Source organism: Mesorhizobium sp. M1D.F.Ca.ET.043.01.1.1 (assembly GCF_003952385.1).
Taxonomy (GTDB): domain Bacteria; phylum Pseudomonadota; class Alphaproteobacteria; order Rhizobiales; family Rhizobiaceae; genus Mesorhizobium.
The window spans coordinates 2,676,495-2,701,181 of sequence record NZ_CP034444.1 but is presented as its reverse complement, the minus strand read 5'-3'; the positions used below and the strand labels follow the sequence as shown (position 1 = coordinate 2,701,181).

23 protein-coding genes and 1 tRNA gene are annotated in these 24,687 nt (G+C 66.1%); 8 read left to right on the top strand and 16 right to left on the bottom strand.

Translation table 11 applies throughout. From position 1 onward, the window contains the following. Positions 1–69 precede the first annotated feature (69 nt). Complete coding sequence (locus EJ067_RS13165) at positions 70–1,596, bottom strand: ABC transporter substrate-binding protein (protein WP_126086089.1); 1,527 nt, start codon at positions 1,594–1,596, stop codon at positions 70–72. Positions 1,597–1,707: 111 nt separating this feature from the next. Further along, entirely contained in the window at positions 1,708–3,282 is a 1,575-nt protein-coding gene (locus tag EJ067_RS13160) for an NAD(P)/FAD-dependent oxidoreductase (RefSeq protein WP_126086088.1), read from the bottom strand. Between the two features lie 117 nt (positions 3,283–3,399). On the opposite strand from EJ067_RS13160, the gene EJ067_RS13155 reads away from it, so the two are divergent. The 5 genes from EJ067_RS13155 to EJ067_RS13135 are packed head-to-tail and all read left to right on the top strand — an operon-like array spanning position 3,400 to position 10,047. Beyond that, on the top strand, positions 3,400–4,191 hold the full coding sequence (locus EJ067_RS13155) for a cyclase family protein (RefSeq protein ID WP_126086087.1): 792 nt from the start codon (positions 3,400–3,402) through the stop codon (positions 4,189–4,191). Between the two features lie 16 nt (positions 4,192–4,207). Continuing rightward, positions 4,208–5,779, top strand: a complete 1,572-nt coding sequence (locus EJ067_RS13150; RefSeq protein WP_126086086.1) for an NAD(P)/FAD-dependent oxidoreductase — start codon at positions 4,208–4,210, stop codon at positions 5,777–5,779. Further along, entirely contained in the window at positions 5,779–6,261 is a 483-nt protein-coding gene (locus EJ067_RS13145) for a MarR family transcriptional regulator (protein ID WP_126086085.1), read from the top strand. Before EJ067_RS13150 ends, EJ067_RS13145 begins: the two co-directional genes overlap by 1 nt. A 59-nt stretch (positions 6,262–6,320) precedes the next feature. Beyond that, positions 6,321–8,474: an indolepyruvate ferredoxin oxidoreductase subunit alpha gene (locus tag EJ067_RS13140; RefSeq protein WP_126086084.1), complete on the top strand. Its 2,154-nt coding sequence runs from the start codon at positions 6,321–6,323 to the stop codon at positions 8,472–8,474. Then, on the top strand, positions 8,467–10,047 hold the full coding sequence (locus EJ067_RS13135) for an indolepyruvate oxidoreductase subunit beta family protein (RefSeq protein WP_126086083.1): 1,581 nt from the start codon (positions 8,467–8,469) through the stop codon (positions 10,045–10,047). Before EJ067_RS13140 ends, EJ067_RS13135 begins: the two co-directional genes overlap by 8 nt. 22 nt (positions 10,048–10,069) lie before the next feature. Here the strand turns inward: EJ067_RS13135 and EJ067_RS13130 are convergent, their stop codons facing one another. Further along, a complete protein-coding gene (locus tag EJ067_RS13130; RefSeq protein ID WP_126086082.1) occupies positions 10,070–10,516 on the bottom strand; it encodes a pyridoxamine 5'-phosphate oxidase family protein in 447 nt (148 codons plus the stop codon). Positions 10,517–10,807: 291 nt separating this feature from the next. On the opposite strand from EJ067_RS13130, the gene EJ067_RS13125 reads away from it, so the two are divergent. Next, positions 10,808–11,074, top strand: a complete 267-nt coding sequence (locus EJ067_RS13125; protein ID WP_126086081.1) for a hypothetical protein — start codon at positions 10,808–10,810, stop codon at positions 11,072–11,074. 50 nt (positions 11,075–11,124) lie between these two features. Here the strand turns inward: EJ067_RS13125 and EJ067_RS13120 are convergent, their stop codons facing one another. From EJ067_RS13120 to EJ067_RS13080, 9 genes are all read right to left on the bottom strand, one after another. Beyond that, positions 11,125–12,363: a DUF1501 domain-containing protein gene (locus EJ067_RS13120; protein ID WP_126086080.1), complete on the bottom strand. Its 1,239-nt coding sequence runs from the start codon at positions 12,361–12,363 to the stop codon at positions 11,125–11,127. Positions 12,364–12,383: 20 nt separating this feature from the next. After that, entirely contained in the window at positions 12,384–13,853 is a 1,470-nt protein-coding gene (locus EJ067_RS13115; protein ID WP_126089608.1) for a DUF1800 family protein, read from the bottom strand. 70 nt (positions 13,854–13,923) lie between these two features. Continuing rightward, positions 13,924–14,217, bottom strand: coding sequence for a hypothetical protein (locus tag EJ067_RS13110; protein ID WP_245468257.1), 294 nt, complete (start codon positions 14,215–14,217; stop codon positions 13,924–13,926). A 106-nt stretch (positions 14,218–14,323) separates the two neighbouring features. Continuing rightward, positions 14,324–14,770: a periplasmic heavy metal sensor gene (locus EJ067_RS13105; protein WP_126086079.1), complete on the bottom strand. Its 447-nt coding sequence runs from the start codon at positions 14,768–14,770 to the stop codon at positions 14,324–14,326. Then, positions 14,767–15,216: a hypothetical protein gene (locus EJ067_RS13100; protein ID WP_126086078.1), complete on the bottom strand. Its 450-nt coding sequence runs from the start codon at positions 15,214–15,216 to the stop codon at positions 14,767–14,769. Before EJ067_RS13100 ends, EJ067_RS13105 begins: the two co-directional genes overlap by 4 nt. A gap of 86 nt (positions 15,217–15,302) precedes the next feature. Continuing rightward, a complete protein-coding gene (locus EJ067_RS13095) occupies positions 15,303–15,839 on the bottom strand; it encodes an RNA polymerase sigma factor (protein WP_126086077.1) in 537 nt (178 codons plus the stop codon). A gap of 45 nt (positions 15,840–15,884) precedes the next feature. Beyond that, complete coding sequence (locus EJ067_RS13090) at positions 15,885–16,310, bottom strand: acid-shock protein (protein WP_126086076.1); 426 nt, start codon at positions 16,308–16,310, stop codon at positions 15,885–15,887. Positions 16,311–16,462: 152 nt separating this feature from the next. Further along, positions 16,463–16,651 (bottom strand): DUF2158 domain-containing protein, encoded by a 189-nt coding sequence (locus tag EJ067_RS13085; RefSeq protein WP_126086075.1) that lies wholly within the window; start codon positions 16,649–16,651, stop codon positions 16,463–16,465. 127 nt (positions 16,652–16,778) lie between these two features. Continuing rightward, positions 16,779–17,372, bottom strand: a complete 594-nt coding sequence (locus tag EJ067_RS13080; RefSeq protein ID WP_126086074.1) for a TetR/AcrR family transcriptional regulator — start codon at positions 17,370–17,372, stop codon at positions 16,779–16,781. Positions 17,373–17,534: 162 nt separating this feature from the next. Between EJ067_RS13080 and EJ067_RS13075 the strand changes: the two genes are divergently transcribed. Further along, positions 17,535–17,933, top strand: a complete 399-nt coding sequence (locus EJ067_RS13075) for a RidA family protein (RefSeq protein WP_126086073.1) — start codon at positions 17,535–17,537, stop codon at positions 17,931–17,933. Positions 17,934–18,102: 169 nt separating this feature from the next. Here the strand turns inward: EJ067_RS13075 and EJ067_RS13070 are convergent, their stop codons facing one another. Further along, positions 18,103–19,839, bottom strand: coding sequence for an adenylate/guanylate cyclase domain-containing protein (locus EJ067_RS13070; RefSeq protein WP_126086072.1), 1,737 nt, complete (start codon positions 19,837–19,839; stop codon positions 18,103–18,105). Between the two features lie 481 nt (positions 19,840–20,320). Continuing rightward, a tRNA-Thr gene (locus EJ067_RS13065) sits at positions 20,321–20,396 on the bottom strand. A gap of 344 nt (positions 20,397–20,740) precedes the next feature. Here EJ067_RS13065 and EJ067_RS13060 point away from each other — a divergent pair. Continuing rightward, the gene (locus EJ067_RS13060; RefSeq protein WP_126086071.1) at positions 20,741–21,946 is read left to right on the top strand and encodes a hypothetical protein; all 1,206 of its coding nucleotides are present in this window, start codon (positions 20,741–20,743) and stop codon (positions 21,944–21,946) included. A gap of 51 nt (positions 21,947–21,997) precedes the next feature. Here EJ067_RS13060 and EJ067_RS13055 read toward each other — a convergent pair whose 3' ends face one another. Continuing rightward, positions 21,998–23,599: a cisplatin damage response ATP-dependent DNA ligase gene (locus tag EJ067_RS13055; protein WP_126086070.1), complete on the bottom strand. Its 1,602-nt coding sequence runs from the start codon at positions 23,597–23,599 to the stop codon at positions 21,998–22,000. Between the two features lies 1 nt (position 23,600). Next, positions 23,601–24,611: a ligase-associated DNA damage response exonuclease gene (locus tag EJ067_RS13050; RefSeq protein WP_126086069.1), complete on the bottom strand. Its 1,011-nt coding sequence runs from the start codon at positions 24,609–24,611 to the stop codon at positions 23,601–23,603. Positions 24,612–24,687: the final 76 nt, after the last annotated feature.

The window sequence follows — 24,687 nt, the reverse complement described above, 5'->3', positions numbered from 1 at the left end:
CTGCCAACATGCCCGGATGAAAATGCGCGCCGTCTTGCGGGCGGCGCGCGCGGCAATAGAGGCCGACGGTCAGGCCGGGGTCATCAGCGCCGGCAGCAGTGCGCCGGACACATGCTGCACGACATTGACCTTCTTCGAATGCACGATCGGCTGCGCATACTGGATCAGCGGCAGCACATAGGCCTGCTCGGCGATGTATTTGTCGACGGCCTTCCAGCCCGCGATGCGCTTGGCCTCGTCCTTCTCGCCCCACAGTGGATTGATCATGTCGACGAGGTCCTTGCTGTCCCACACCGAATGCGGGCTCGGGCCGTACATGGCAAAGCCGGTCGAGGTGGTCGGGTCGCCGATCGCATTGCCCCAGTTGTAGAAGGCGGCCGGCGCCAGCTTGTCGGCGGCGCGCAGTTCGTAATGCTTGGCGATCTCGTAGACCTCAATATTGGCCTCGATGCCGACCTTGCGCCACATGCCGACGATCGCCTGGATCATCTCATAGTCCTTGGGCTTGAAGCCCTTGGTCGTCTGGATGGTGAACTTGACCGGCTTCTTGGGCGAATAGCCGGACGCCGCGAGCAGTTCCTTGGCCTTCTCAGGATTGTGCTCGACCTTGATCGATGGATCGAAGGCCGTGTATTCCGGCGTCTCCAGCGTCGCGATCGGCTGGCCGTAGCCGCGCAGCAGCCGCTTGACCAAGAGCTCCTTGTCCACCGCCATCACCGCCGCCTGGCGGACGTTCTTGTCCAGCATCGCCTCGATGTCGTTGAAGAAGATCATGCCGATGTCGGAGACGTTCTTGATCGAGCCGGCGAGCCCGTCCTTGGCGATCAGCCGGTCATATTCCTCATAAGGAATTTCGAGCGTCACCTGCGAGGAGCCGGACTCGACCTCGGCGACGCGGCTCGCCGCGTCGGTGACGAACTTGATCGTCACATTCTCGAAGGCCGGCTTGGTACCCCAGTAATGCGGATTGGCCTTGAGCCGCAGGAAGGCGTTGCGCTCGAACTTGTCGACCATATAGGGCCCGGTGCCGATCGGCGCCTTCTCGAAGCCTTCGGCGCCCACCTTCTCGTAATAGGCCTTCGGCATGATGTAGCCGGTCAGGAACGACATCCACTTGAAATAGACCGGGTCGAACTGCACCACGTCGCCGGTGATCTTGTTGCCGTCGATCTTGAAATTGTTGACGTTCTTCCACACGAACTGGATCGGGTTGCCGGTCTTCTCGTCGCCGGCCCGCTGCAGCGACCACACCACATCCTCGGCGGTGAAGGGCGAGCCGTCATGCCACTTCACGCCGTCACGCACCGTCATCGTCACCTTGGTGCGGTCGTCGTTCCAGCCCCATTCGGTGAGCAGGCCGGGCATGAAGGAGAGATCCGGCTTCTGCGGGATGAACTGGTCGAACACCGACTGGTAGAGCCCCTGGATGGTCGGGTTCACTGCCGAAGGGCCGGTCGTCGGGTCCCAGGAGGGCAGGTTGACGTTGTAGGCGATCGTCAGCTCGTCCGCCGCCTTCGCTGCCCTCGGCAGGCCGAGCGTCGCCGCGCCGATCGCCGCCGCGCCATATCCGAGCAAATCGCGTCTGTTGATAGTCATGGTCGTTCCCCTTGTTGGTTGTCCATTTTTGACTGTCATTGTGCGCGCGGCGTTTTTCATTCGGCAGGTCTGGTGAGCAACCGCGCCTTGTCCATCCTGGAGTTCCTAGGCTCAAATTCCTCCCAGTTGTTGCGCGAGCATGAAGCCGGACCCGGCACCGGTGCCGGCGCCGGGCCATGTCGCGGCGCCGGTGAGGTAGAGGTTTGAGACCGGCGTGTTCCAGCGCGCGAAGCCGCGCGCCGGACGGAAGAGAAAATTCTGCGCCAGATGGTGGCTGCCGCAGATCTGGTCGCCGCCGACGAGATTCGGGTTCTCGCGCTCGAGGTCGAGCGGCGAGAAGATCGCGCGGCCGAGGATCTTCTTGCGCAGGCCGGGCGCGTAGGTCTCGATGATGTCGAGCACGCGTTCGCCATAGGCGTCCTTGACCGCGTCCCAATGAGCAGGCGTGGTCTTACCGGCGGCATCGCCAAGGATTTCTGCCGGTAACATGCGCACCTGCACCCACAGCACATGCTTGCCGTCGGGCGCACGCGAGGGGTCGACAGCCGTCGGCTGTCCCACCACGAGCACCGGCTGATCCGGCAAGATGCCGGCCATCGCCTGCTGATAGGTGCGCGACATGGCGTCGAGGGACGGCGCCAGATGCACATAGGCGAACCGGCGAAGCTCGGCGCCGGCGTTCCAGTCCGGCAGATCGTCCAGCGCCAGATGGATCATCATCGTGCCCGGCGCATGGCGGAACTTTTTCACCGCCGCGTCGAATCCGGCGTCGCCGGAGCCATTGGGCAGCAGCTTGCCCGCAAGCGCTCCTGGCGCGACGCCGGCAATGACGGCCTTGCTGGCGACATGGAAATCGCCGGACGCCAGCCGCACGCCGGTCGCCCGGCCGCCGGCGACCGTGATCTCCGCCACCTCCGCGTCGGTGAAGATCTTGCCGCCCGCCGTTTTGACCATGCCGGCCAGCGCGCGGATGATGGTGTCGGCGCCGCCCTTGCCAAGCACCATGCCGAAGCTCTGGTTGGCCATCGATTCCAGATAAGGAAACACGGCGCCGCCGGCGATGTCGGGCGCGAAGTCGAGATGCATGCCCCAGGCCGCGAGCGTTGTCCTGACATGCGGCGTCTCGAAATTGTCCTCCAGCCACGCCCGCGGCGAGGAGAGAAGCAGCCGGCCGGTGTCGAGCGCGCCGGCCAGGCCCTTCCTGCGCCAGAGATTCCAGGCCGTGCCGGCCAGCGCCCGCGCGCTCATCGGCGATCCGAGCAGGCGGAAAAGATGCTCGGCCTCTCCGGGAAAGGCGCCGACCAGCCGGCGCCAGGCGGCGGCATCGGCGGCGGAGAAGGCAGCGAGCCGCGCGACGGTCTTTTCGAGATCGTTGCTGACGCCGAACCACTTCCCGTCCGGGAAGGCGCTGGCGAAACAGTCGGTGACGGGCGCGAATTCCAGCCCCTGGTCTTTCAATTCATTTGCATATTTCCGGTGGAAGGCCGAGCCGGCGAACAGGCTCAGATTCATCGCGCCGAAATCGTGACGGAAGCCGGGCAACGTATATTCCGCCGTCCGGACGGCGCCGCCGATCGCCTGGCTGCGCTCGAAAACCGCGGTTTTCCAGCCTTTGAGCGACAGATGCGCCGCGCAGGCCAGACTGTTGTGGCCCGCCCCGACAAAGATGGCGTCGAACTCGCTCACCCCCCTCCCCAAAATGCTTTATGCTTAAAGATAATTGCAGATGCATATGTTTTCGTCTAGTAGGATATTAAGGGCCGCAACGAGCCTTGAAGGTCACGAACAAGAGGGAACAGAACCATGGACACGCAAAAACTCCTCGGCGAAGTCGCCGCCCAGCTGCTTTCGGGCGCCATCAAGGTGGTCGATCTGTCGGCGCCGCTCGGGCCCGACACGCCGCTGATCAAGCTGCCGCCGGAGCTCGCCGTCGACACGCCGAAGGTCGAGATCCACGCCATCTCCAAATATGACAAGAACGGCCCGTGGTGGGCCTGGAACTGGCTGAAGCTCGGCGAGCATTCGGGCACGCATTTCGACGCGCCGCAGCACTGGATCACCGGCAAGGACTATCCGGACGGCGCCACCGACACCATTCCGGCGCAGAATTTCGTCGGCCCGGTCAATGTCATCGACTGCTCGAAGGAAGCCGCAGCCGACCACGATTTCCTGCTCACCGTCGACCACATCAAGGCCTGGGAAGCCGAGCATGGCGCCATCAATCCCGGCGAATGGGTTGTGATGCGCACCGACTGGTACAAGCGCAACGGCTCGGAGGCCGAATTCCTCAACGCCAACGAGACCGGCCCGCACACGCCCGGACCGACGGCCGAAGTTATCCAGTTCCTGATCAGCAAGGACATCAAGGGCTGGGGCTCCGAGACGATCGGCACCGATGCCGGCAAGGCCGGCGGCATGGAGCCGCCATTCCCGGCGCACACGCTGATGCACAAGGCCAATCGTTACGGCCTCGCCAGCCTCTGCAATCTCGACCAGCTGCCGCCGAAGGGCGCGATCCTGATCGCCGCGCCGCTCAAGATCGAGCACGGCACCGGCAGCCCGATCCGCGCGCTGGCGCTGGTGCCGCGGGGTTAAGGTTCGGGCCACGGCGATGAGCGATGTCGATCACATCATCGTCGGCAGCGGCATCAACGCCCTGGTCTGCGCGGCGATGCTTGGCGCGAAGGGCGCCAGGGTGCTCGTGCTCGAGCGAAACGACCGCATCGGCGGCTGCATGCGCAGCGAGGAGATCACTGCGCCCGGCTTCGTCCATGATGTGATGGCGACGACCTTCGTGCTGTTCATCACCTCGCCGGCCTATGCCGCGCTCGGCAAGGACCTTGCGCGGCACGGGCTGGAATTCTGCCACACCGCCACCCCCACCGGCGTGCTGCGGCCCGACGGCAGCCATGCGGTGCTCACCACCGACCGCGCCGCCAACATAGCGGCGCTGAACGCGATTGCCTCCGGCGACGGCGACCGCCATGGCGGCGATGTCGGCGACGTCGAGCGCAATGCCGGGCTGCTGTTCGGACTGCTCGGCGGCGCGCTCTGGTCCTATCCGACGACGAGGCTCATGGCCGGCGAAGCCTGGCGCCGCGGCCCGCGCAACCTTGCCGCCTTCATGGGCGAGACGCTGGTTCCCGCGCGCGGCTGGCTGGAAGCCGGCTATACATCCGATACCGTGCGCGCGCTCTGGGCGCCCTGGGTGCTGCATGCCGGGCTCGGACCGGAAGACGCCTTCTCCGGTCAGATCGCCAAAGTCATCGCCTTTGCGCTGGAGGCGGCCGGCGCGCCGATCGTCAAGGGCGGCGCCAAGAACCTGCTCGCTGCCTTCGAGGCGCTGATCAAGGAGCGCCGCGGCGAAATCCGCGTCAATGCCGATGTCACCTCGATCGTCCAGATCGGCGGCCGAGCCACCGGCGTGCAGCTCGCCTCCGGCGAGACGCTAAGCGCCGCCAAGAGCGTCGTCTGCTCGGTCACGCCGACGCAGCTTTACGGCCGCCTGCTCGGCAAGGATGCGCCGGAGGCCGCCGCGAAAGCGACGAAAGACTATCGCTACGGAAAGGGCAACTTCCAGATCCACTATGCGCTGAACAAGTCGCCGGCCTGGCGCGGCGAGGGCCTCGGCAAGGTGGCGCTGCTGCATCTGACGCCGGGGCTCGACGGCGTCTCGAAAGCCTGCAACGAGGCGGTGCGCGGCCTGCTGCCGCAAGTGCCGACCATCTGCGTCGGCCAGCCGCACGCGCTCGACCCGTCGCGCTGTCCGGAGGGCAAGGCGATCCTCTGGCTGCAACTGCCCGAGGCGCCGCGCGTTGTCAAAGGCGATGCGGCGGGCCAGTTGGAAACACCGGCTGACGGACGATGGAGCGACGCTTTGCGCGAAGCCTTTGCCGACCGGGTCGAGGCGATCCTCGCCCATCACATCGACGGTTTCCGCAAGACGGTCATCGCGCGCCGCGCCTATTCGCCGGCCGATCTCGAAGCGATGAACGTCAACCTTGTCGGCGGCGATCCCTATGGCGGCTCGTCGACCATCGACCAGGCCTTCCTGTGGCGGCCGTTCAAGGCAAGCCGCAACCACGAGACCGGCATCCAGGGCCTCTACCACATCGGCGCTTCGACGCATCCGGGCGCCGGCCTTGGCGGCGGCTCCGGCTTCCTCCTGGCGGGGAGGCTCTGATGGACAGCAAGCTTCCGGAAAAGCGCCAGCGCATCTCGACCCTCGGCGAGATCGGCCTGCAGCAGTTCGCGCCCTATCTGATGAACCGCATCATGGGCCGCTACAACGCCACCTTGCGCGACGACTTCCGCAAGCAGGGCCTGACCATCCCGCAGGTGCGCACACTGGCCGTGCTGTCGATCACCGACGGCGTCACCGTCAACGACCTATCGGTCTACACGGTGATCGAGCAGTCGACCTTGAGCCGCACGCTCGACACGCTGGAAGGCCAGGGCCTGGTGCGGCGCGAGCAGGGCGTCACCGACAGCCGCATCCGCCACGTGTTCCTGACCGATGACGGGCGGGCGCTCTTCACCCGCGCCTGGCCCGCCATGCACGATGCCTTCGAGGCGATGTTCGACGGTGTCGACGATGCCGAATATGCCGCGCTGATCGCCATCCTGCAGAAGATGCTGAAGAACATCCGCAAGCACGACATTTGAGTCTGACATACGCGCCGCCCCCTCCGGCAACGGACAGGCGGCAACGGAAGGAGGCAGAGATGGCCGAACGGTCTTTTGCCAAGGAAGTCGAAAAGCTGAGGTTAGGGGCCGGCCAGGAATTTGCCGGCGAAGGCATCCTCGCCATCACCAAGGCGCTGCTGCAGTGCGGCGTCGGCTATGTCGGCGGCTATCAGGGCGCGCCGATCAGCCATCTGATGGACGTGCTCGCCGACGCGCAGGACATCCTGGGCGAGCTCGGCGTGCATTTCGAAGCGAGTGCCTCGGAGGCCACCGCCACCGCCATGCTCGCGGCTTCCGTGCATTACCCGATCCGGGGCGCGGCCACCTTCAAGTCGACGGTCGGCACCAATGTCGCTTCCGATGCGCTCGCCAATCTGGCCTCCGGCGGCGTCACCGGCGGCGCGCTGATCATCGTCGGCGAGGATTACGGCGAGGGCTCCTCCATCATGCAGGAGCGCAGCCACGCCTTCGCCATGAAGAGCCAGGTCTGGCTGCTCGACCCGCGCCCGAACCTGCCCTCGATCGTCAAGGCGGTCGAGGACGGCTTCGAGCTGTCGGAGGCATCGAACACGCCGGTCATGCTGCAGGTGCGCATCCGCTGCTGCCACGTCCATGGCCACTTCATCGCCAAGGACAACAAGCGCCCGCCGATGACGGTCGCCGATGCGCTGTCGGCGCCTCGCCGCGACACCGGCCGCATTGTGCTGCCGCCGGCTTCCTTCCTGCATGAGAAGGAGAAGGTCGCCAAGCGCTGGCCGGCGGCGGTCGACTACATCCGCGGCCGCAAGATCAACGAGATCTTCGGCTCCGATCACGGCCCAGTCGGCATCGTCATGCAGGGCGGCATGTATAATTCCGTCATCCGCGCGCTGCAGCGGCTCGGCATCGCCGACAACTATGGCGACACCGATGTGCCGCTCTATGTGCTCAACGCCGTCTACCCGCTGATCGACGACGAGTTCCTGTCCTTCTGCGAAGGCAAGCAGGCGGTGCTGGTCGTCGAGGAAGGCCAGCCCAACTATATCGAGCAGGCCTTTGCCGCCGTGCTGCACAAGGCCGGTCGCGGCACGAAGCTGGTCGGCAAGGAGCATCTGCCGATGGCTGGCGAATACACCGGACAGGTGATGCTCGACGGCATCGGCTCCTTCCTCAGGGCGCATGCTCCGCATCTGCTGCCGGGCGAGGTGCGCGCGCCGAACAAGCTGGGCGAGGGGGTCGATACGGCCGATCTCATCAATGTCGTTCCGGGCCGGCCGCCGGGCTTCTGTGTCGGCTGCCCCGAGCGGCCGATCTTCGCCGCCACCAAACTGGTCGAGCAGGAACTCGGCAAGCACCACATCGCCTCCGACATCGGTTGCCACCTGTTCTCGATCATGCCGCCCTTCGAACTCGGCGCCACCACCATGGGCTATGGCCTTGGGCCAGCATCTGCCTCGGCCTTCAACTCTCCGGAAGCCAAACGCCGCTCGATCTCTTTCGTCGGCGACGGCGGCTTCTGGCACAACGGCCTGACCTCCTCGATCGGCAATGCGGTGTTCAACAAGAATGACGGCGTCATCGTCATCGTCGACAATTTCTACTCGGCCGCCACCGGCGGCCAGGACATCCTGTCGTCGCGCGCCTCGAACCGCACCAAGTCGACCAGGCATCCGATCACCGAGGCGGTGAAAGGCATGGGCGTCAAATGGCTGCGTCACATCGACCGCACCTATGACGTCGGCAAGATGCAAGCCGCGCTACGCGAGGCGCTGACCACCGAGGAGAAGGGGCCGAAGGTCATCGTCGCCTCCTCCGAATGCATGCTCAACCGCCAGCGCCGCGAGAAGCCGCTGGTCGACAAGGCGATCAAGGGCGGCGAGCGTGTGGTTAAGCCGAAGTTCGGCGTCGATGAGGACATTTGTACCGGCGACCATGCCTGCATGCGGCTCTCCGGCTGTCCGTCGCTGTCGGTGAAGTCGCTCGACGATCCGCTGCGCGACGATCCGGTGGCATCGATCGACCAGAACTGCGTCGGCTGCGGCAATTGCGGCGAGGTGGCGGACGCGGCCGTGCTCTGCCCGTCCTTCTACCGCGCCGACGTCGTCCACAATCCCGGCCGCTGGGACCGGTTCCTGGAAAGCGCGCGCCGCGCCGCGATCGGTCTTCTGCAGCGCCGCCGCGAGAGCCGCCGGCTGGTGTTCGCCGATGCTTGACCAGGCCTCGCCCTTGCGCCCGAGGACGGACGCCGTCGGTGACGAGCAGGTGATAAAACTCGCCGTGCTTGCCGTCGGCGGCCAGGGCGGCGGCGTGCTCGCCGACTGGATCACCGACGTCGCCGAACGCAGCGGCTACATTGCGCAGTCGACGTCCGTTGCGGGCGTTGCCCAGCGCACCGGCGCGACGATCTATTACATCGAGATGGCCCGCGACACCGGCCGGCTGCCGGTCTTCGCGCTGTCGCCGTCGCAAGGGGACGTCGACATCCTGATCGCCGCCGAGCTGATGGAAGCCGGCCGCGCCATCATCCGCGGCTTCGTCACGCCCGAGCGCACGACGCTGATCGCCTCCTCGCATCGCATCGCCGCCGTCTCGGAAAAGATCGAGCCGGGCGATGGCCGCGCCTCCTCGCAGAAGGTGCAGGCGACAGCGGAGGCTGCCGCGAAACGCTTCATTGCCTTCGACATGGAAAAGATCGCCGCCGAGAACGGCACGATGATCTCGGCCAGCCTGCTCGGCGCGCTGGCCGGTTCCGACGCGCTGCCGTTTGCCCGCGCAAGCTACGAGCAGGCGATCGGCGCCGGCGGCCGTGGCGTCAAGGCCAGCCTTGCCGCCTTCGGCGCCGCCTATGACCGCGCGCGCGGCATCGCAGCCGCGCCGGCGGGCGACAAGGCAGCGGCCAAACCAGCCGCTCCCGAAGCCAGCCCGAAGGTCAGCGGCCCCGAAACGCTGCTGAAGGGCTGGCAGGATCTTGCCGCCCGCGTCCGGGCGCTGCCGGAGCCGATGCGCGACATGGCCGAACGCGGCCTGAAGAAGGTCGTCGACTACCAGGACATCGCCTATGGCGGCGAGTATCTCGACCGGCTGGACAAGGCCGTCGCGCTAGATGGCCCGGAGCACGCCTATGCGCTGTCGATCGCCGCGGCGAAACATCTGGCCAACGCCATGTGCTACGACGACATGATCCGCGTCGCCGATCTGAAGACCCGTTCAACCCGCGACAGGCGCGTGCGCAAGGAGGTCGGCGTCAAGGACGGAACGGTCCTGCAGGTCACCGAGTACTTCCATCCGCGCATCGAGGAATTCTGCGGCACGCTGCCGGCGGGGCTGGGCAGCTACATCGAAGACCGGCCGAAGCTCGCCGCCTTCCTCGACCGCCGCATCAATCGCGGCCGCCACATCCGCACCGACAGTTTCACCGGCTTCGCCATGCTCTGGTTCATCGGCGGCCTGCGCCGCTGGCGTCGCCGCCTGCTGCGCCACAAGGTCGAGATGGAACATCTGGAGCGCTGGTATGAATTGGCGCTCGCCCATGCGCGCGAAAACTATGCGCTTGGGCTGGAGATCCTGAACTGCCGCCGGCTGATCAAGGGCTACAGCGACACCCACGCCCGCGCCCAGTCGAAATTCGACCGCGTGCTGTCGGCGCTTGCCATGCTCGAGGGCCGCGACGACGCCGCCGACTGGATCCGCCGCCTGCGCGAGGCGGCGCTGAAGGACGAGAAAGGCGACATGCTGGACGGCGCGCTGAAGACCGTTGCGACGCTGCGCGATAGCCCGGCTTCATAAACGTTCGACCTGCTGCCGCAGCCTATTCACTTGCTTCGCGTCCCGAGACCTTTTCGACAAGGATCCGGAAAAAGATGTGCGGCGAGCTGTCTGACCTGGGAGGCGCGACAGGCTTGAGCGCGCCCGGCTCCCACCAGTCCGCGTGCTTGCTCAGCACCGACCATGCACGGTCGCGCTGAACCTTGTGGCCGATCCGGTCCGTCAATTCTTCATAGCGGCCGTCGACAATCACGCTTCTCCATCCGCGCCCCTGGGTATGTTCCTCTATCTGGGCGCAGACCAGGGGATTGGCCCGCATCCAGTCGATCTTCCTGCCCAGCAGGGAGAACGCGTAGAGGTGACTGTCGGCGTAGGCGTAGCTGAGGGGCACGACGTAGGGCTGTCCGTCCCTCGCGCATGCCAGATGGGCGGTGCGGTTGGCCGCCAGCAATTTCGTGCATTCCAAAGTCGAGAGCGTGCGGATCATCATCGGTACGATCTCCCGTCAGGCTTTCGGCCTCTCCGTCCATCCACTGTTCGCCAAACCTAGTGCAAGCCACATCATGGCTCGTTGATCTGGATCAACTTGCCCGCGGGACGGGCTGAGGCTTGCCACGTCAATGGCGAACCTTCGGCTGGAGCGGCGGATACCAACCCGCGAACTGCCGCGTGGCCGGAAGGCTGAACCGATGTAACGAAGATGTGAGCGGCCCCGCTGCGACGGGATTTCCCCCTCTCCTCCGTTTCACGGAGGTAGGGATGAATCACGGAGACGAACCTTATGCTCACCAAATATTTTCTGCCGTTCGCACTCGCTGCCGGGACGTTGATGCTCTCCGGCGCCGGCGCGCGGGCCATGCCGATGGCTAAGCCCAGCGCTGCGCCGCCGCTGATCGAAAGCGTCGGATGGCGCTGCGGTCCGGGCTGGCACGTGAACGGCTGGGGCAGATGCGTGCCGAACGGTCGCCGGTTCATCCGGCCCGTACGCCATTGGCATCCCGGCTACTGGGCCCACCATCGCTGGCACCCCGGCTATTGGAGCCGGTGATCGCCTTTGGGGCAGACGCCCGCGCTGGAAACGGCGCGGGCGGTTTCCATTCACACAACCAGATTGCGCATCGGCTTCACCGCCGACGAGTCCGGAAACACCTTGTCGCCAAGCACGGCGGCGGACAGCCCGAATTGATCGGCGAGCACACCCTTCAGCACCGCGCGCACATCGCTGGTCGGCGCGAGGTCGCGGCCTTCGTAAAGCTGGGCCGGCTTCAGGCCGGGCCAATCGGCGATGACGCGGCCGCCCTTGATCGCGCCTCCTGCGAGCAGAACTACCGTGCCGGTGCCGTGATCGGTGCCGACCGTGCCGTTGATGCGGGCGGTGCGGCCGAATTCGGTGATGGTGACGATCGCCGTATCGTTCCAGCGCTCGCCGAGCCCCTTCTGGAACTCCTCGAAGGCGCCGTCGAGGCCGCCGAGCAGATTGGCGAGCCGGCCGGTGGCGCCGCCTTCGTTGACGTGCGTGTCCCAGCCGTCGAAGGCGAGTGCCGCGATACGCGGGCCGTCGTCGGCCGCCATCAGTTTCGCCGCGCCTCGCGCCGACTGCCGCATGCCGGCGGCGCTGTCGAGGCCGCCCTTGGGTTTCATCGTCTTGCCGTCGAGCTCATCGCTCATTGCCAGCCGGTCGGCGTCGAGGCCTTTCTGCAAGGCGGCCGCCAGCACCGGATCGCGATGATTGTAAAGGTCGAGCACCCGCTCGGCCAGCGCGTCGCCGGGCGTCGGCAGCGCCTGCGGCGCCCAGCCGAGCACGGGCGCGGCGCCGCGGATCACCAGCGGCGTCGACGGCCCGACCGCCAGCCCGCCGGCTCTCGCCACGCGCTCGCCCGCCGGCAGGCTGGCAAGAGCCCGGTTGAGCCAGCCGGTTGTGGCGTTGCCGGGGCCGGGGAGGCCGCTTTCCAGCACGTCCTGGCCGTCGAAATGCGAGCGGTCGCGATACCCGGTCGCGGCGGCATGCACCACCGCCGCCTGGCCCGCCTTGAACAGCCGCGCGAACACCGGCATCGCCGGGTTGACCGCGAAGAAGCCGTCGAGCGGCAGCGCCGGATTGGAGCCCGAGAGGGAAAGCGCGATGTCGCCATGCAGGCCGGCATAATCGGGATCGCCGACCGGGCCGATCGTCGACAGGCCGTCCAGCGCGCCGCGCAGCACGATGACGACGAGGCGCGGATCGCGATTGTCTGCCGCGCGGGCAAAGCGCGGCAGATAGGCCCAGGCGAACAGCGCGCCGCCGCTCATCAGCACGGCGCGGCGGGAAAGGCTGGGGGTTTCGCAAAGAAGGCTCATCGCCGCATCTCCATTGCTGTTCACCGGCGCTGGAATTCCGGCGTCATCAAAAGCAGCGCCAGGCCTTGCTGCCTGGATTCGGCGCGCGCGATCGCCTCTTTCGTTTCGTTCGAGGCGGAGGCGCCGATCACTGCGGCAAGCATGTCGTCGGGATTGCCGACATCGTCCGCCTGCTTCGCCGCCTGCCAGGCGATATCGAGGCGGGTCTTCAGGCCTTCGGCCGAAGCCCAATTGTCGATCCGGTCGGAAAAGCCGTTCGGCCCGGGCGGCTGCCAGAGCGGCTCGCCCAAGGCCCTTAGCCAGCGAAGTGATCGTTGCGGCTCGTTGCCGGCGGCAGGGCCAATCGCCCGCCTCAAGGCCATGACGTAGTCGAAGGGGGCGCGCAGCTTGGCGAGCGGCATCGACCAGGTTTCGGGCATGTCGACCAATGCGAGCGCCAATGCGCGCAAGTCACCGTTTGTCTTGGTGAAGACCGCGGCCAGATGTGCGACGGACTGTGGCGGCGGATCGTCGGCGATGAAATGACGCGCGAGCTTGGCGGCGATGTGTCGCGCGGTTGCCGGGTGGCGGGCGATGTCGTTGAGCGCGGCTTCTGCCTGGCCCATGCCGCCCGCCGGATAGGTCTTGCCGAGCAGCACCGCCTCGCCAGGCTGATGCGCATTGGCGTTGAAGACGAACGTGCCGGGTTCGCCCAAGCGACCCTCGCGGCCCGCCATGGTCCAGCCGGTCAGCATGCCGGCGAAGCTGGTGACGTCCGCCTGGCTGTAGCCGCTGCCGACCCCCAGCGTGTGCAGTTCCAGGATTTCGCGGGCAAGGTTCTCGTTGAGGCCACGGCCGCGCCTTTTGCCGGCGCGGGAGTCCGGCCCGATAGACTGCTGGTTGTCGAGAAAGAACAGCATGGCCGGATGATGCTCGACCGCCAGCAGCATGTCGGCGAAACGGCCGAGCACGAAGGGGCGGATCGCCTCGCGCTCGAAGGCGCCGGCGCAGGCCCGCACGACCTGGGCCTTGGCGACCGAGACGCAGAAATGGTTCGACCAGAAGCCGACCAGACGTTCGACAAAGCCCGGTGCGGCATTGAGCGCCTTGTCGAAACGGGCTTGCGCTTCATCACGATAGATATCGGCCTCGACCGGCGGCACGGCTGGCTTCTCTTTTGCGTCGGTCCGGTTGTCCGCGGTGTCTGTCGCAGGCTGCATGACGGGCGCCGCCTTCGCTTCCCGCGCCGCCTTGCGCTCCGCGGCAGCGGCCATGCTGGCCTGGATCGCGGCGGTGCTGTCCAGCAACCCGGCATTCCTGGAATCGTCGGCCGTGATAAGGGCGACATCCTGCCGCTTGAGCTCGGCCTTGAGATAGCCTCGCGCATCCGCCGCGATCTTGCCAAGATCGTCGCCGGGTCTCGCGCCGAGCCCGAAGCGGTTGAGCGCGACCAGCGCCGGATCGGGCGGAACGGCATTTGAAACGGATAGGGCCAACACAGCCTCCGTCATGCGGGCCGGCGCAGGTCGCGCCGCCGGCATGTCGTGATGGGCGAAAAGTCTCATTATGCCGGCACGGGCATCATGAGACCGGCAGGCGGCTTACCAGCGGCGCCAGTAGTGATAGCGGTGCCAGGGATGCCAGACCGGGCCGATATAGACGCTCGGAGTAGTAGCCCGGATAGACCACGCGGCGATTGGGGACGCAGCGCCCCCAGTGGTTGGGATGCCATCCGGGGCCGCAGCCCCACGCCACATGCTCGACAAGCGCAGGTGCTGCAACCGGCGCCATCGGCATTGCCGAGGCGGCACTTGCCGCGGCCGTCCCGCCGATGGCGAGGGCGGCAGCGAGCGAATATTTCGTCAGACCGTTCATGGGATACTCCCGGATTTCTCGAGGTTGAAGAGAACCTGCCGCATTCCCGCGGCAGGCCTGTCCCTCTTTCCCTTGAACGGAGGCGGCTTGCGGTTTCCGTCGCTAGTCAGGGCGTATTTTTTGCAACCGGCAACCGCTGCCTGCCGACATGGCGCAGCAAGGCGTCGGCCAACAGCTTGCGGTCCTCGGGTGAGCTCGACGCGGCGAATTCGACGATGCGGTGTTCCAGCCGGCTGCGGATGGTGGCGTCGGCATTGCGCGCCCGCTCCAGGGCGGCGGCCAGGGCGTTCGCGTCCAGCGTCGGTTGCTGCAAAAGGTTTGCCGCCTCGCGCCGTGCCTGCTGCCCGTCGAGGATGACCTGTCGTGACTCGCGACGAACCTCGCGCATCGCCTGGCGGAACGCCTTGCGGTCGTTGGCGGGAAGCTGGCCGTCGGCCGATTCCAGCGAATAGCCCACGCTGGACCTGCCGATAAGCCAGCCGGCGCCGCCGGCGACAGCGCCGAGCAGAAAGACGTTCAGCACCAGCGATGCCGCGAAAAGACGAGCGTTCATAGGTCCTCCGTGTCGGCGTCGGGACCGGCATCGCCGAACGACGTTGCGTTGGCGTCCATCACATAGCGGTCGGACGGGGCATCCGGCGTGACGACGGTGACCAGCGCCAGCCCGGCCACGGCGCCGGCGAGACCAACGCCGGCGAGCCCGAAGCCCAGCCACCAGAACCGGCGATGGCGTCCTTGTCTGAGTTGCGTGGTGGCTCGCGCGACAATCTCGCCATGCAGCGTCCGGCTTGGGGCTTCGACGTGATGACGGTCGAGGACGGCGTCGAGCCTGCCGGCGCGCGCCAGGATGGCGCGGCCTTCCTCGCTCTCAGCAAACAGTGTGGCGGCAGCCTGCTCGGCCCGCGGCCAGCGATGCAGGGCGCTGCCATAGGCGTCCGCCAGCGCGGCGAAGCGCCGGGCATCCATCCGCACGTCCGAGGTCTTTCTTTCCTCAGCCATCCCGTTCCCCCTTCCGCGGTCTTGACGTGGCCCCCCAGGCGCCAAGGATCGGCAATGCTCCAGGAACCGCCGGGTGCTTCACCGTCTCAGTCATCGCCATCGTCTCCGACGAGCATTGCCTGCAGCGCGCGACGACCCCGCGCCAACAGGCTTTCCAGCGCGTCGACGCTGACCTGCATGGCGCCGGCGGCCTCGATGTTGGACATCTCCTGATAATAGACCAGAACGATCGCCTCGCGCTGGCGCGGCGCGATGCGTTGCAGCGCCTGCCGCACATGGCGGCCTTCGTCTCCCGCGTCGGGAAGCGGCGTTTCATCGGCCACCTCCGGCAGCTCGTCCGTCGTCCACTCGCGGCGTCGCCGCAGCCGGTCGTAGCAGAGGTTGAGCGCCACGCGGTGGATCCAGGTGTCGAAACGCGCGGGTCCCTGGCGCCAGCCGGAGGCATGACGCCAGATGCGCACGAAGGTCTCCTGGGCGACGTCCTCGGCCTCGGCCGCGTCGCCGAGCATGCGGTTGGCGAGCGAAAGCACGCGCGGCAGCTTGCGCGCCACCATCGCCTGCACGGCGGCCTGGTCGCCGGCACCGATACGCCGTACCAGTTCCTCGTCCGGATCGGCGCCCATCAAGCTGGGCGCTCCCGCTGATCATCGTGCTGCATAACCTCTCGGTCATTGCTCCTGATTGGGAGCGGTTTTGTGGCCCGGCCTCTCGTCGGCGCCGAGCGTGCCGTCGCTGTTCTTGTCGAGCCTGGCGAAGCGTTTGGCGAGGAAAGCGTCGAGTTCCGACTTGTCGACGACCCCGTCCTTGTTGGCGTCCATGCGCGCGAACGACCTGGCCGGGTCGCCCTTGGCCTTGCGCTCGGTCTGGAACGCCGTCCATTCGGCGAGGCTGACCTTGCTGTCGCCGTCGGTGTCGGCTCGCATGAACGCCTTTTCCCGGCGCGCCTCGAACTTTTCCAGCGTGATGCCAGGCTTGACGGCGGCGGGAGTGGACGCGCTTGGTGCCGGTTGCACCGGTGAGGCGGTCGGCGTCGTTGTCTGGGCGGCCGCGGTCTGCAATCCAAGGGCAACGACGAATATCGTGTGGCGGATCATGCTCTCGTCTCCGGTTGCGCGCGGCCGTTGGCGGCCATGCTTCAGCCGTTAAACGCGGTGACAGGGAGAATCCGTCGGTCGCTTCCGGCGAGACAATGAGAGCAGGAAGGTCCGGCAAAGCCGGACCGGAGCCGACCCGAGGGTGGGCGAAATTATTTCCGTTCGTCGACCACCACCAGCTGGTCCGGCTTGAAGCCGGCATGTTGCGGGGTCCAGACGCCGCCCTCGCGGTTGAACCAGTGGCACAGATAAGTGCCGGACGCCGCGCCGTCGCTGATCGTCATCTGCGGGCCTCCGGATTTCAGCTTGACGATGTCACCGGTCTTGAAACTATTGGGCATTTCGACCTCCCATGCTGAGGCCCCCCAGTTTTCCACCAAACCTGAGTCGCGACAATGGTCGAGATGCTTTGCCGGATTGGTGCAGATTGCTTGACCAGAGTGGATGCAGGTCCTTTGGAAGCTGGATTTACAACTTCGGAGCTGCCAGCAAACCGCCGGCCATTTCTTTGAACGCGCGAATTGCTTTCGGCAGGACCACCTCCTGATTTGGAGTGGCCGCCACCCACAAAGCTGCGTTGAAGGCTGCCCCGCTGAGGAGCCGTGCCACCGCTTCCACGTCGAGCGGCTTAAGCACCCCGCGTTCAATCAGGCGACCAACAGTCCGCTTCGTCGCCCGCAAGCAGCTGTCCTGGCTTGGCCAAAGCGAGGGGTCGCCGAGGACTGCTGGCCCATCTCGCAATACGATGCGCTGGATCTCAGGATCGAGGGCCATTTCGATATACGCCGCGCCCTCGGCCAGCAGACCCTCCCATTCGTCGGCGCAAGCCGCCCCGATGGCTTGCGCCCGTGCCGCCATCTCGCCGTCGACCTGATCGACGACTGCCGCCAGTAGGCCGCGCTTGTCACCGAAATTGTGGTAGAGCGCGCCCCTCGTCAGGCCGACGTCCGCCGTCAGATCATCCATCGAGGCATCCGCAAAGCCCTTCTCGGCAAACGCTTTTCGCGCAGCCGAGATGAGCTTGATTCGGTTCTGTTCCATCAATTCGATGCGCTTGTTCATAAGCCGCGACCCGCCAATTTTTCGTATACGTAGCGTATGTGGGTTGACATACGCATCGTATATATGATCACATACGCTTTGTATACCAAATCGCAGCCAGGTGGTGAAGCCTGTTCTCCTCAGGCAAAAAGGCCATCTGCTCAACCGGAAAGGACAATAGAAATGCATGCACGCGAGGCGATTTTCCCTCTTGGCCGACACGCCTTGTACGACGAGCACGGCTATTCGGCTGCCATACGTTCCGGCGACCTCTTGTTCATCTCCGGGCAGGTTGGCAGCCTTCCGGACGGTTCTCCCGAACCCGCCTTCGAACGTCAGGTGCGTCTCGCCTTCGAGAACCTCCGATCTGTGCTCCATGCGGCCGGGGCGACGTTCGATGATATTGTGGACGTGACCACCTTCCATACAAATCCCGAAACGCAGTTCGAGACCATGATGGAGGTCAAGAGCGAGATCTTCACCGCGAAGCCCTACCCCAACTGGACGGCGATCGGCGTGAACTGGCTGGCAGGTTTCGACTTCGAGATCAAAGTTATCGCGCGGGTCCCGGCGACAAACTGACAGGGTGAGATAATTTGCAGAATGGTCGCGAACGCTAGCCCGACACCTCAGGTCCCGACCGGCAAGGAGAGGACCCTTGGCGGTCGGGAATTCAGCGCGAACCCCTGTGCACGGAGGTCGCCTGGCCGCATGTGACGCGCAACGAGGGGCGTCTTCGCAGCCGCGATGATCACTCCGGCACGCCGGCGATGCCCAGGGCCTCGACGTAACGCTCGGCGAACACCTTGTCCTGCCACGGGTTGATCTGTCTCTGCAGGGCGAGCGTGTAGGTCGGGAACGCCTCCATCAGCCGCCGCGCCGCGGCCTGTGCCTCCTCCAGCCGGTTGAGTTTGACCAGCGCCATGATCACCACCCGGTGCGAGGAGCCGTAGTTCGGCATCTCGTGCAGCGCGCGTTCTCCCCATGACAGCGCTTCCTCGTAGCGATCGAGCATCAGGTAGCTCATACCGATGCCGGAGAGCGCGATGCCCTTCTCGGGGTCCACCGGGCTAAGCCGCATTGCCCTGTGAAAGTGCTCGATCGCCGCGAGCGGGCGGCTGGAATGCGCGTTCACCCAGCCGCTGCCGGTATGGCCCTGCGCCGAATTGGGGTTGAGCAGCAGGGACCGTTCGATCGTGCGCAGTGCCATCTCGTAGTCCCTGGCGCTGTAGGCGATCACCTGCGCGGCGAAGCGCAGGCTGGTGGGGTCGTCGCGCGCTTCCGCCAGGACCTCGCGCGCCATGCGCGCGGCGACCCGCATATCGTCGGGCTCGTGCCAGCACTGGCTCACGGACAGGCTGCGGATATAGGCGCCGAGTGCCTTCGCCAGGTTGAAGCCAGGGTCGATGCTGAGCGCCTCGTTGGTGAGCCGGCGCACGTCGGCAAAGCCTTCGCGCGTCATGCTGTAGAAGCGCGGCAGCGCGCGAAGGTAGAGGTCGTAGGCGCTGATGTAGTCGGTCGGCTTCATGCGCGCCTGTTTGATCTCCTCCAGCCGGATGCTCGGCTCGACAGCGCCGACGACGCTCTCGGTTACCTTGTCCTGCAGGTCGAAGATGTCGCTCACATCGCCCTCGAAGCGGTCGGTCCAGACATGGTGTCCGCTGATCGCGTCCACCAACTGCCCGCTGATGCGCACCCGCGATCCGGCTCTGCGGATGCTGCCTTCGAGCACGTAGCGGACGCCCAGCTCGCGCCCGACCTGGCGCAGGTCCACCGCCCGGCCCTTGTAGGTGAAGGACGAGTTGCGGGCGATCACGAAGAACGAGTTCACCCGGCTCAATCCGGTGATGATGTCCTCCACCAGCCCGTCGGCGAAGTATTCCTGGTCGGGGTCGCCGCTCATGTTGGTGAAAGGCAGAACCGCGATCGAGGGTTTCTCGGGCAGGGGAGGCGGTGCAGCGCTGGCATCGGTCTCGACGCGGTAGGCGCGCACAGGCCGCTCGATGTTCTTAAGGCGCAGTTCGCCGAGCGGCGTGAAGCCGCAGTCGAGCTTGCCCTGCAGATGGTCGTAGGCGGTGCCCGAGACGACCACGGTGCCGGGATCGGCGACGCTTTCGAGGCGGGCGGCAATGTTGACCCCGTCGCCGTAGAGGTCGCCGTCCTCCTCGCAGACCACGTCGCCGAGATTGACGCCGATGCGCAAGCGGATCCGTTCATCCTCCGGCGTCTCCGCTTCGTGTTCTGCGAAGGCTTGCTGGATCGCCATCGCCGAGGTCACCGCGTTGACGACGCTCGCGAACTCGCAGAGCATGCCGTCGCCGGTAAACTTGACGATCCGGCCCTGGTTCTCGGACACCAGCGGTTCGAGGACGTCCTTGCGGTAGGTCTTCAGCCGCTCGAGCGTGCCGCGCTCGTCGCGCTCCATCAGGCGCGAATAGCCGACCACGTCGCAAGCCAGGATCGCTGCGAGGTGGCGCCGCGTGGTCATCGCACTGCTCAGCCAAGCGCCTGCACGCGGGCCGCCCCGCGTCCATGTCCTGCCAGCCTCCACACGCCCCATGTGCATGGCACCCATCTCTTCCAGTCTCCGCCCGTCGCTGGAACGGAGAGCAACTCGCCCCTTGCCTTCACCAGATTTCGCTACACCGTCCGGGGGCATTCCCGTCGCGCGCCAACAGCCAGCCGACGATACGCCCACGCAGCCTCTGGGGACGCCGACACGCCACGTCCAGAAGGCCGGGGATATTCCCTGCTCTGTGTAACCGGTTGACGCCACCGTGGCGGCGCCTTTGTATCGGGCATTTCACCCGAAATCCGGGCGTGGAGGTGCTGAGGCCGGCACGCGGCGCCATACTGCCGCCCGACGCCGGAGCATCTCGGCTTGAGGCGATCCTGGGTGGACTAACGGGGGAAACCAAATCCACCCGCTGGGTGCATGGTATTGAAAATACATGCTTTTAGGAATGGGTTGGTGCCGCTTGCGTGACTCGAACACGCGACCCCATCATTACGAATGATGTGCTCTACCAACTGAGCTAAAGCGGCCCGGGAAGCCGCTGGCTTCCAAGATGGGCCGGTTGATAGACTCAACCGTCAGCTAATTCAAGATGGCTGGCGGTGAAATCCTGCGCCCATGCGCGGCAAATTCCGGCCGGCTGCTGCCGCATGACGGCCTCCGGCTCGCATCGGCGCGGCTTGGCGGCCGCCGGCGGGCTGGCGTTCGTTCGCCGAGGCCGATCAGGCTGCGGCGACAAAAATGTTGATTCTTCAACAAAAAACGCCGAAATGGGCTTTGGATGCGTCGGCAAGGCAGCCGCTCGCCCGTTGATTGACTGGCCGCCTGCGGCTAACGATCGATAACTGTGAGCGAACGCGCAGAGGGAGCTCGCTTGGACGCCATCGAGAAAGCGATCCGCAACGCCTTCGAGAAAGGCAATGCCGAGGACCGGGTGTTTCGCGAGAAGGTCTATCGCTCGGCCTTTGCCGCGCTGGACCGTGTGCTGCAGGCCAATCCGAATGTGACGGTGGAGGCCGCCATCAACCGTCGCAAGGCGGTGCAGGCCAAGATCGCCGAGATCGAATCCGAATTCCTGCCGGCCGTCCAGGCAGTCCCGGATGTCACGCTTCCGTCCGAGAGCGGTTCGCCTGCGGGCTATGGCGGCCGGGCCTCGGTGGACACGCCGGCCCAGTCTTCCGCGCCGCCGGTGGATGCGCCGCGGCAGGCTCCGGCCCAGGGGGTGCCGTCGCCGTCGATCACTATCGACGGGCCGGTGCAGCCCGACGCGTCGGACGCGCCGCGTTCGCGCGTCTTGCCCCGCGTGCCCGACATCATGCCGGACGAGGCGCTTCCCAACGCGCCGAGCCTCGATGATTCTCCCGGAGCCTCCGTCGGCAACGGCGCCGAAGTGGCGCCGGACCGCGACGAGCGGCGTATCCGGGGACGGCGCCTGCCGCTCACCGCCATCTTCGTCGTGGCGACGCTCGTTGCGGCCGCGGGCATCGGCCTCTATTTCGCGAAGCAGACCGGCGTCTTCAAGACGGCGGCTGAGCTCAACACCGGTCCGCCGGAGCCCACCCCGACGTTGGAAGACGAGGACTCCTCACAGCCGGAGGGCGAAACCGGGTCGCCGCAAAAGCCAGGCGAGGCCGACCAGTCGAAGAACTGGATCAACGTCTTTTCGCCCGCCGACCCAACTCATGTCAGCACGCCTTCGGACGCCGGCGCCGACGTGATGAAGGACGACACCGGCCATTTCCTGCGCATCCGCTCCGGCGCGTCCGGCTCGGCGATTGCCTTCGACGTCGGGCAAGGCGTGCTGGAAAAGCTCGCCGGCAAGCATGCCATGTTCGACATCATCGCCCGTTCGGAAGAAGGCAAGGAGACGCAGATCTCGGTCGACTGCAATTTCCGCGAGCTCGGCGATTGCGGCCGCAAGCGCTATGCCGTCGGCCACGAGCGCAACGAATACCTGTTCGACGTGCAGTTCCCGGCCAAGCATCCGGGTGCTGCCGGCACCATCGCCGTCAATTCCGACTTCGACAAGCAGGGCAAGTCGGTCGACATCTACGAGATCCGCGTCTCGATCGCGGAGTGACCTCGCCCTTCGACGCAGGCGTGGGTGGGTGAAGCGCCTGAGTCGGATTGTCTAACTGTCGAGCAGCGCCTGCAGCGTCTCGATGCGGTCGGCCTCGGCGGCCGGCTTGTCCCAGCGCAGCCGCGAGATGCGGGGAAAGCGCATCGCCACCCCCGATTTGTGACGCGTCGAGCGGTTGAGGCCTTCGAAGGCCACTTCCAGGACCAGGCCGTTGTTGCGGTCGGCGCGCACCGAGCGCACCGGCCCAAAACGCTCGATCGTGTTGTCGCGGACATATTTGTCGATCTGCCGCAGCTCCTCGTCGGTGAAGCCGAAATAGGCCTTGCCGACCGGCACCAGCTCTTCCGAGCCCTCCGGTCCGGCCCAGACGCCGAATGTGTAGTCGGAGTAGAAGCTCGAGCGCTTGCCGTGGCCGCGCTGCGCATACATCAGCACCGCGTCGACCGTGTGCGGATCGCGCTTCCACTTGAACCAGGGGCCCTTCGGCCGGCCGGCGAGATAGGGCGAATCCCAGCGCTTCAGCATCACCCCTTCGATGATCGGATGCGGCGGCGCCTGTCGCAGCCGCTCCAGCGCCTGCCAATCCGGAAATTCGACCAGCGGCGAGAGGTCGAAGCGGCTGGGATCGAGCGTCTTGACGAAGGCTTCGAGCCGGCTTCGGCGCTCGGCGAAGGAAAGGCCGCGCAAATCCTCGCCGTTGATCTGCAGCGCGTCGTAGCAGCGCATGAAGGCCGGATATTGCTGCTGGATTTTTGCCGACACGCTCTTGCGGTTCAGCCGCTGCTGCAGGTCGGAAAAGGTTCCGGTCGCCTCACGCGGATCGCCGACCAAAAGCTCGCCATCGAGCGCCGCCTCGAAGTCCATCGCGGCGGCAAGGTCCGGAAAGGCACCCGAAACATCGTCGCCGGTGCGCGAATAAAGCCGCCGGATGCCGCCTTCGCACACCGCCTGCACGCGGATGCCGTCCCACTTCCACTCCGCGGCGTAGTCGGCCGGATCGAGCTTTTCCAGGTCGCCGTCGTCGACCGCATTGGAGAGCATCACCGGCCGGAACAGGGCGAGCGCTGCGCTCCTCGGTTTTTCCGCCCGGCCTTCCAGCCACGCGAAAAGCTCGATGTAGGGCGGCGTCAGCCCGTGCCAGAGCTCCTCGATCTCGGCGACGTCGGCTTGGCCGAGATCGGCCAGCGCCTGCTTGGCGAGCCGCGCCGAAACGCCGATGCGCAAGCCGCCGGTCACCAGCTTGATGATGGCGAAGCGCGCCGAGATGCTGGCGCTGTCGAGCAGCCTGGCAAGCACTTGCGGCCCGTCGGAGCGGCTCGCCGCCTGCAGCTTGCCGACCACCTCGGCCAGCGTCGGCGCATGGTTCGGGATATGGCCGGCGGGCTGCGGCCAGACCAGCGACACCGTCTCGGCGAGGTCGCCGACATAGTCGTAGGAATAGCCGAACAGCACCGGGTCCATGCGCTCGGTGACCAGCGCGCGCAGCATCGCCGGCTTCACCGCCGCGATTGACAGATCGCCGGTGATCGCCGCCAGCGCCAGCCCGCGGTCGGGATCCTCGACGCTGCGGAAATAATCGGTAAGCAGCGTCAGCTTGCCGTTGCGCGACGGCGTCAGCACCAGCCGGTCGAGGAGCTCGGCGAAGCGGTTCACCTCAATCGCCCTCGTCCTCGTACCCCACAAGGTGCAGCGGCCTTGCCGCTATGCCCTGCAACTCGCACCAGCGCACCAGCGCTTCCTCGCGGCCATGCGTCACCCAGATCTCCTCGGCTTGTGTCTCCTTGATCGTAACGGTGAGCTCATCCCAGTCGGCATGGTCGGAAATGATCAGCGGCAGCTCGACGCCGCCTTGCTTGGCGCGCTGGCGGATGCGCATCCAGCCTGAAGCGAAGCAGGAGATTGGGTCGGGGAAACGCCGCGCCCAGCGGTCGGCGAAGGCCGCCGGCGGGCCGACGACGATGGCCCCGGTGAAATCGGCCTTGCCGCCGCTTTCCACGGTCCCGGGTTCAAGGTCGCCGAGATCGATCCCCTGGCTCTGGTAATACTCGCTGAGCTTGGCCAGCGCGCCGTGGATGTAGATCGGCCTGTCGTAGCCGGCGTCGCGCAGCAGCCGCATGACGCGCTGCGCCTTGCCGAGCGCATAGGCGCCGATCAGGTGCGAGCGTTCCGGGAACTGCGCCGCCGATTTGAGCACACGCGCGATTTCCTCATGGTCAGGCGGATGCCGGAACACCGGCAGGCCAAAGGTCGCCTCGGTGATGAAGACATCGCACAGGACCGGCTCGAAGGGCAGGCAGGTGGCGTCCTTCTGGCGCTTGTAGTCGCCGGAGGCGACGATGCGCATGCCCTGGTGCTCGACGGCGATCTGCGCCGAGCCCAGCACATGGCCGGCCGGATGGAAGGTGACGGCGACGCCGTTGATCTCGGTCGTCTCGCCGAGGACGGCCGCCTGGGTCGTCCCGGCAAAATCCTCGCCATAGCGCAAGCCCATGATGTCCAGCGTTTGCTGCGTCGCAAGCACCGAGCGGTGGCCGGAGCGCGCGTGGTCGGAATGGCCGTGCGTGATCAGCGCGCGACCCACCGGCCGCACCGGATCGATGAAGAAATCGCCCGGCGGGCAGTAGAGGCCCTCAGGTCGCGGTTTGAGCAGGTCGCTGGCGCGCATCGCTCCAAGATAATGGCTAAATTCCTCTCGGGAAGCCTGTTGCAAGAGACTGCTGACTCATCCTACAGCCGGTCGC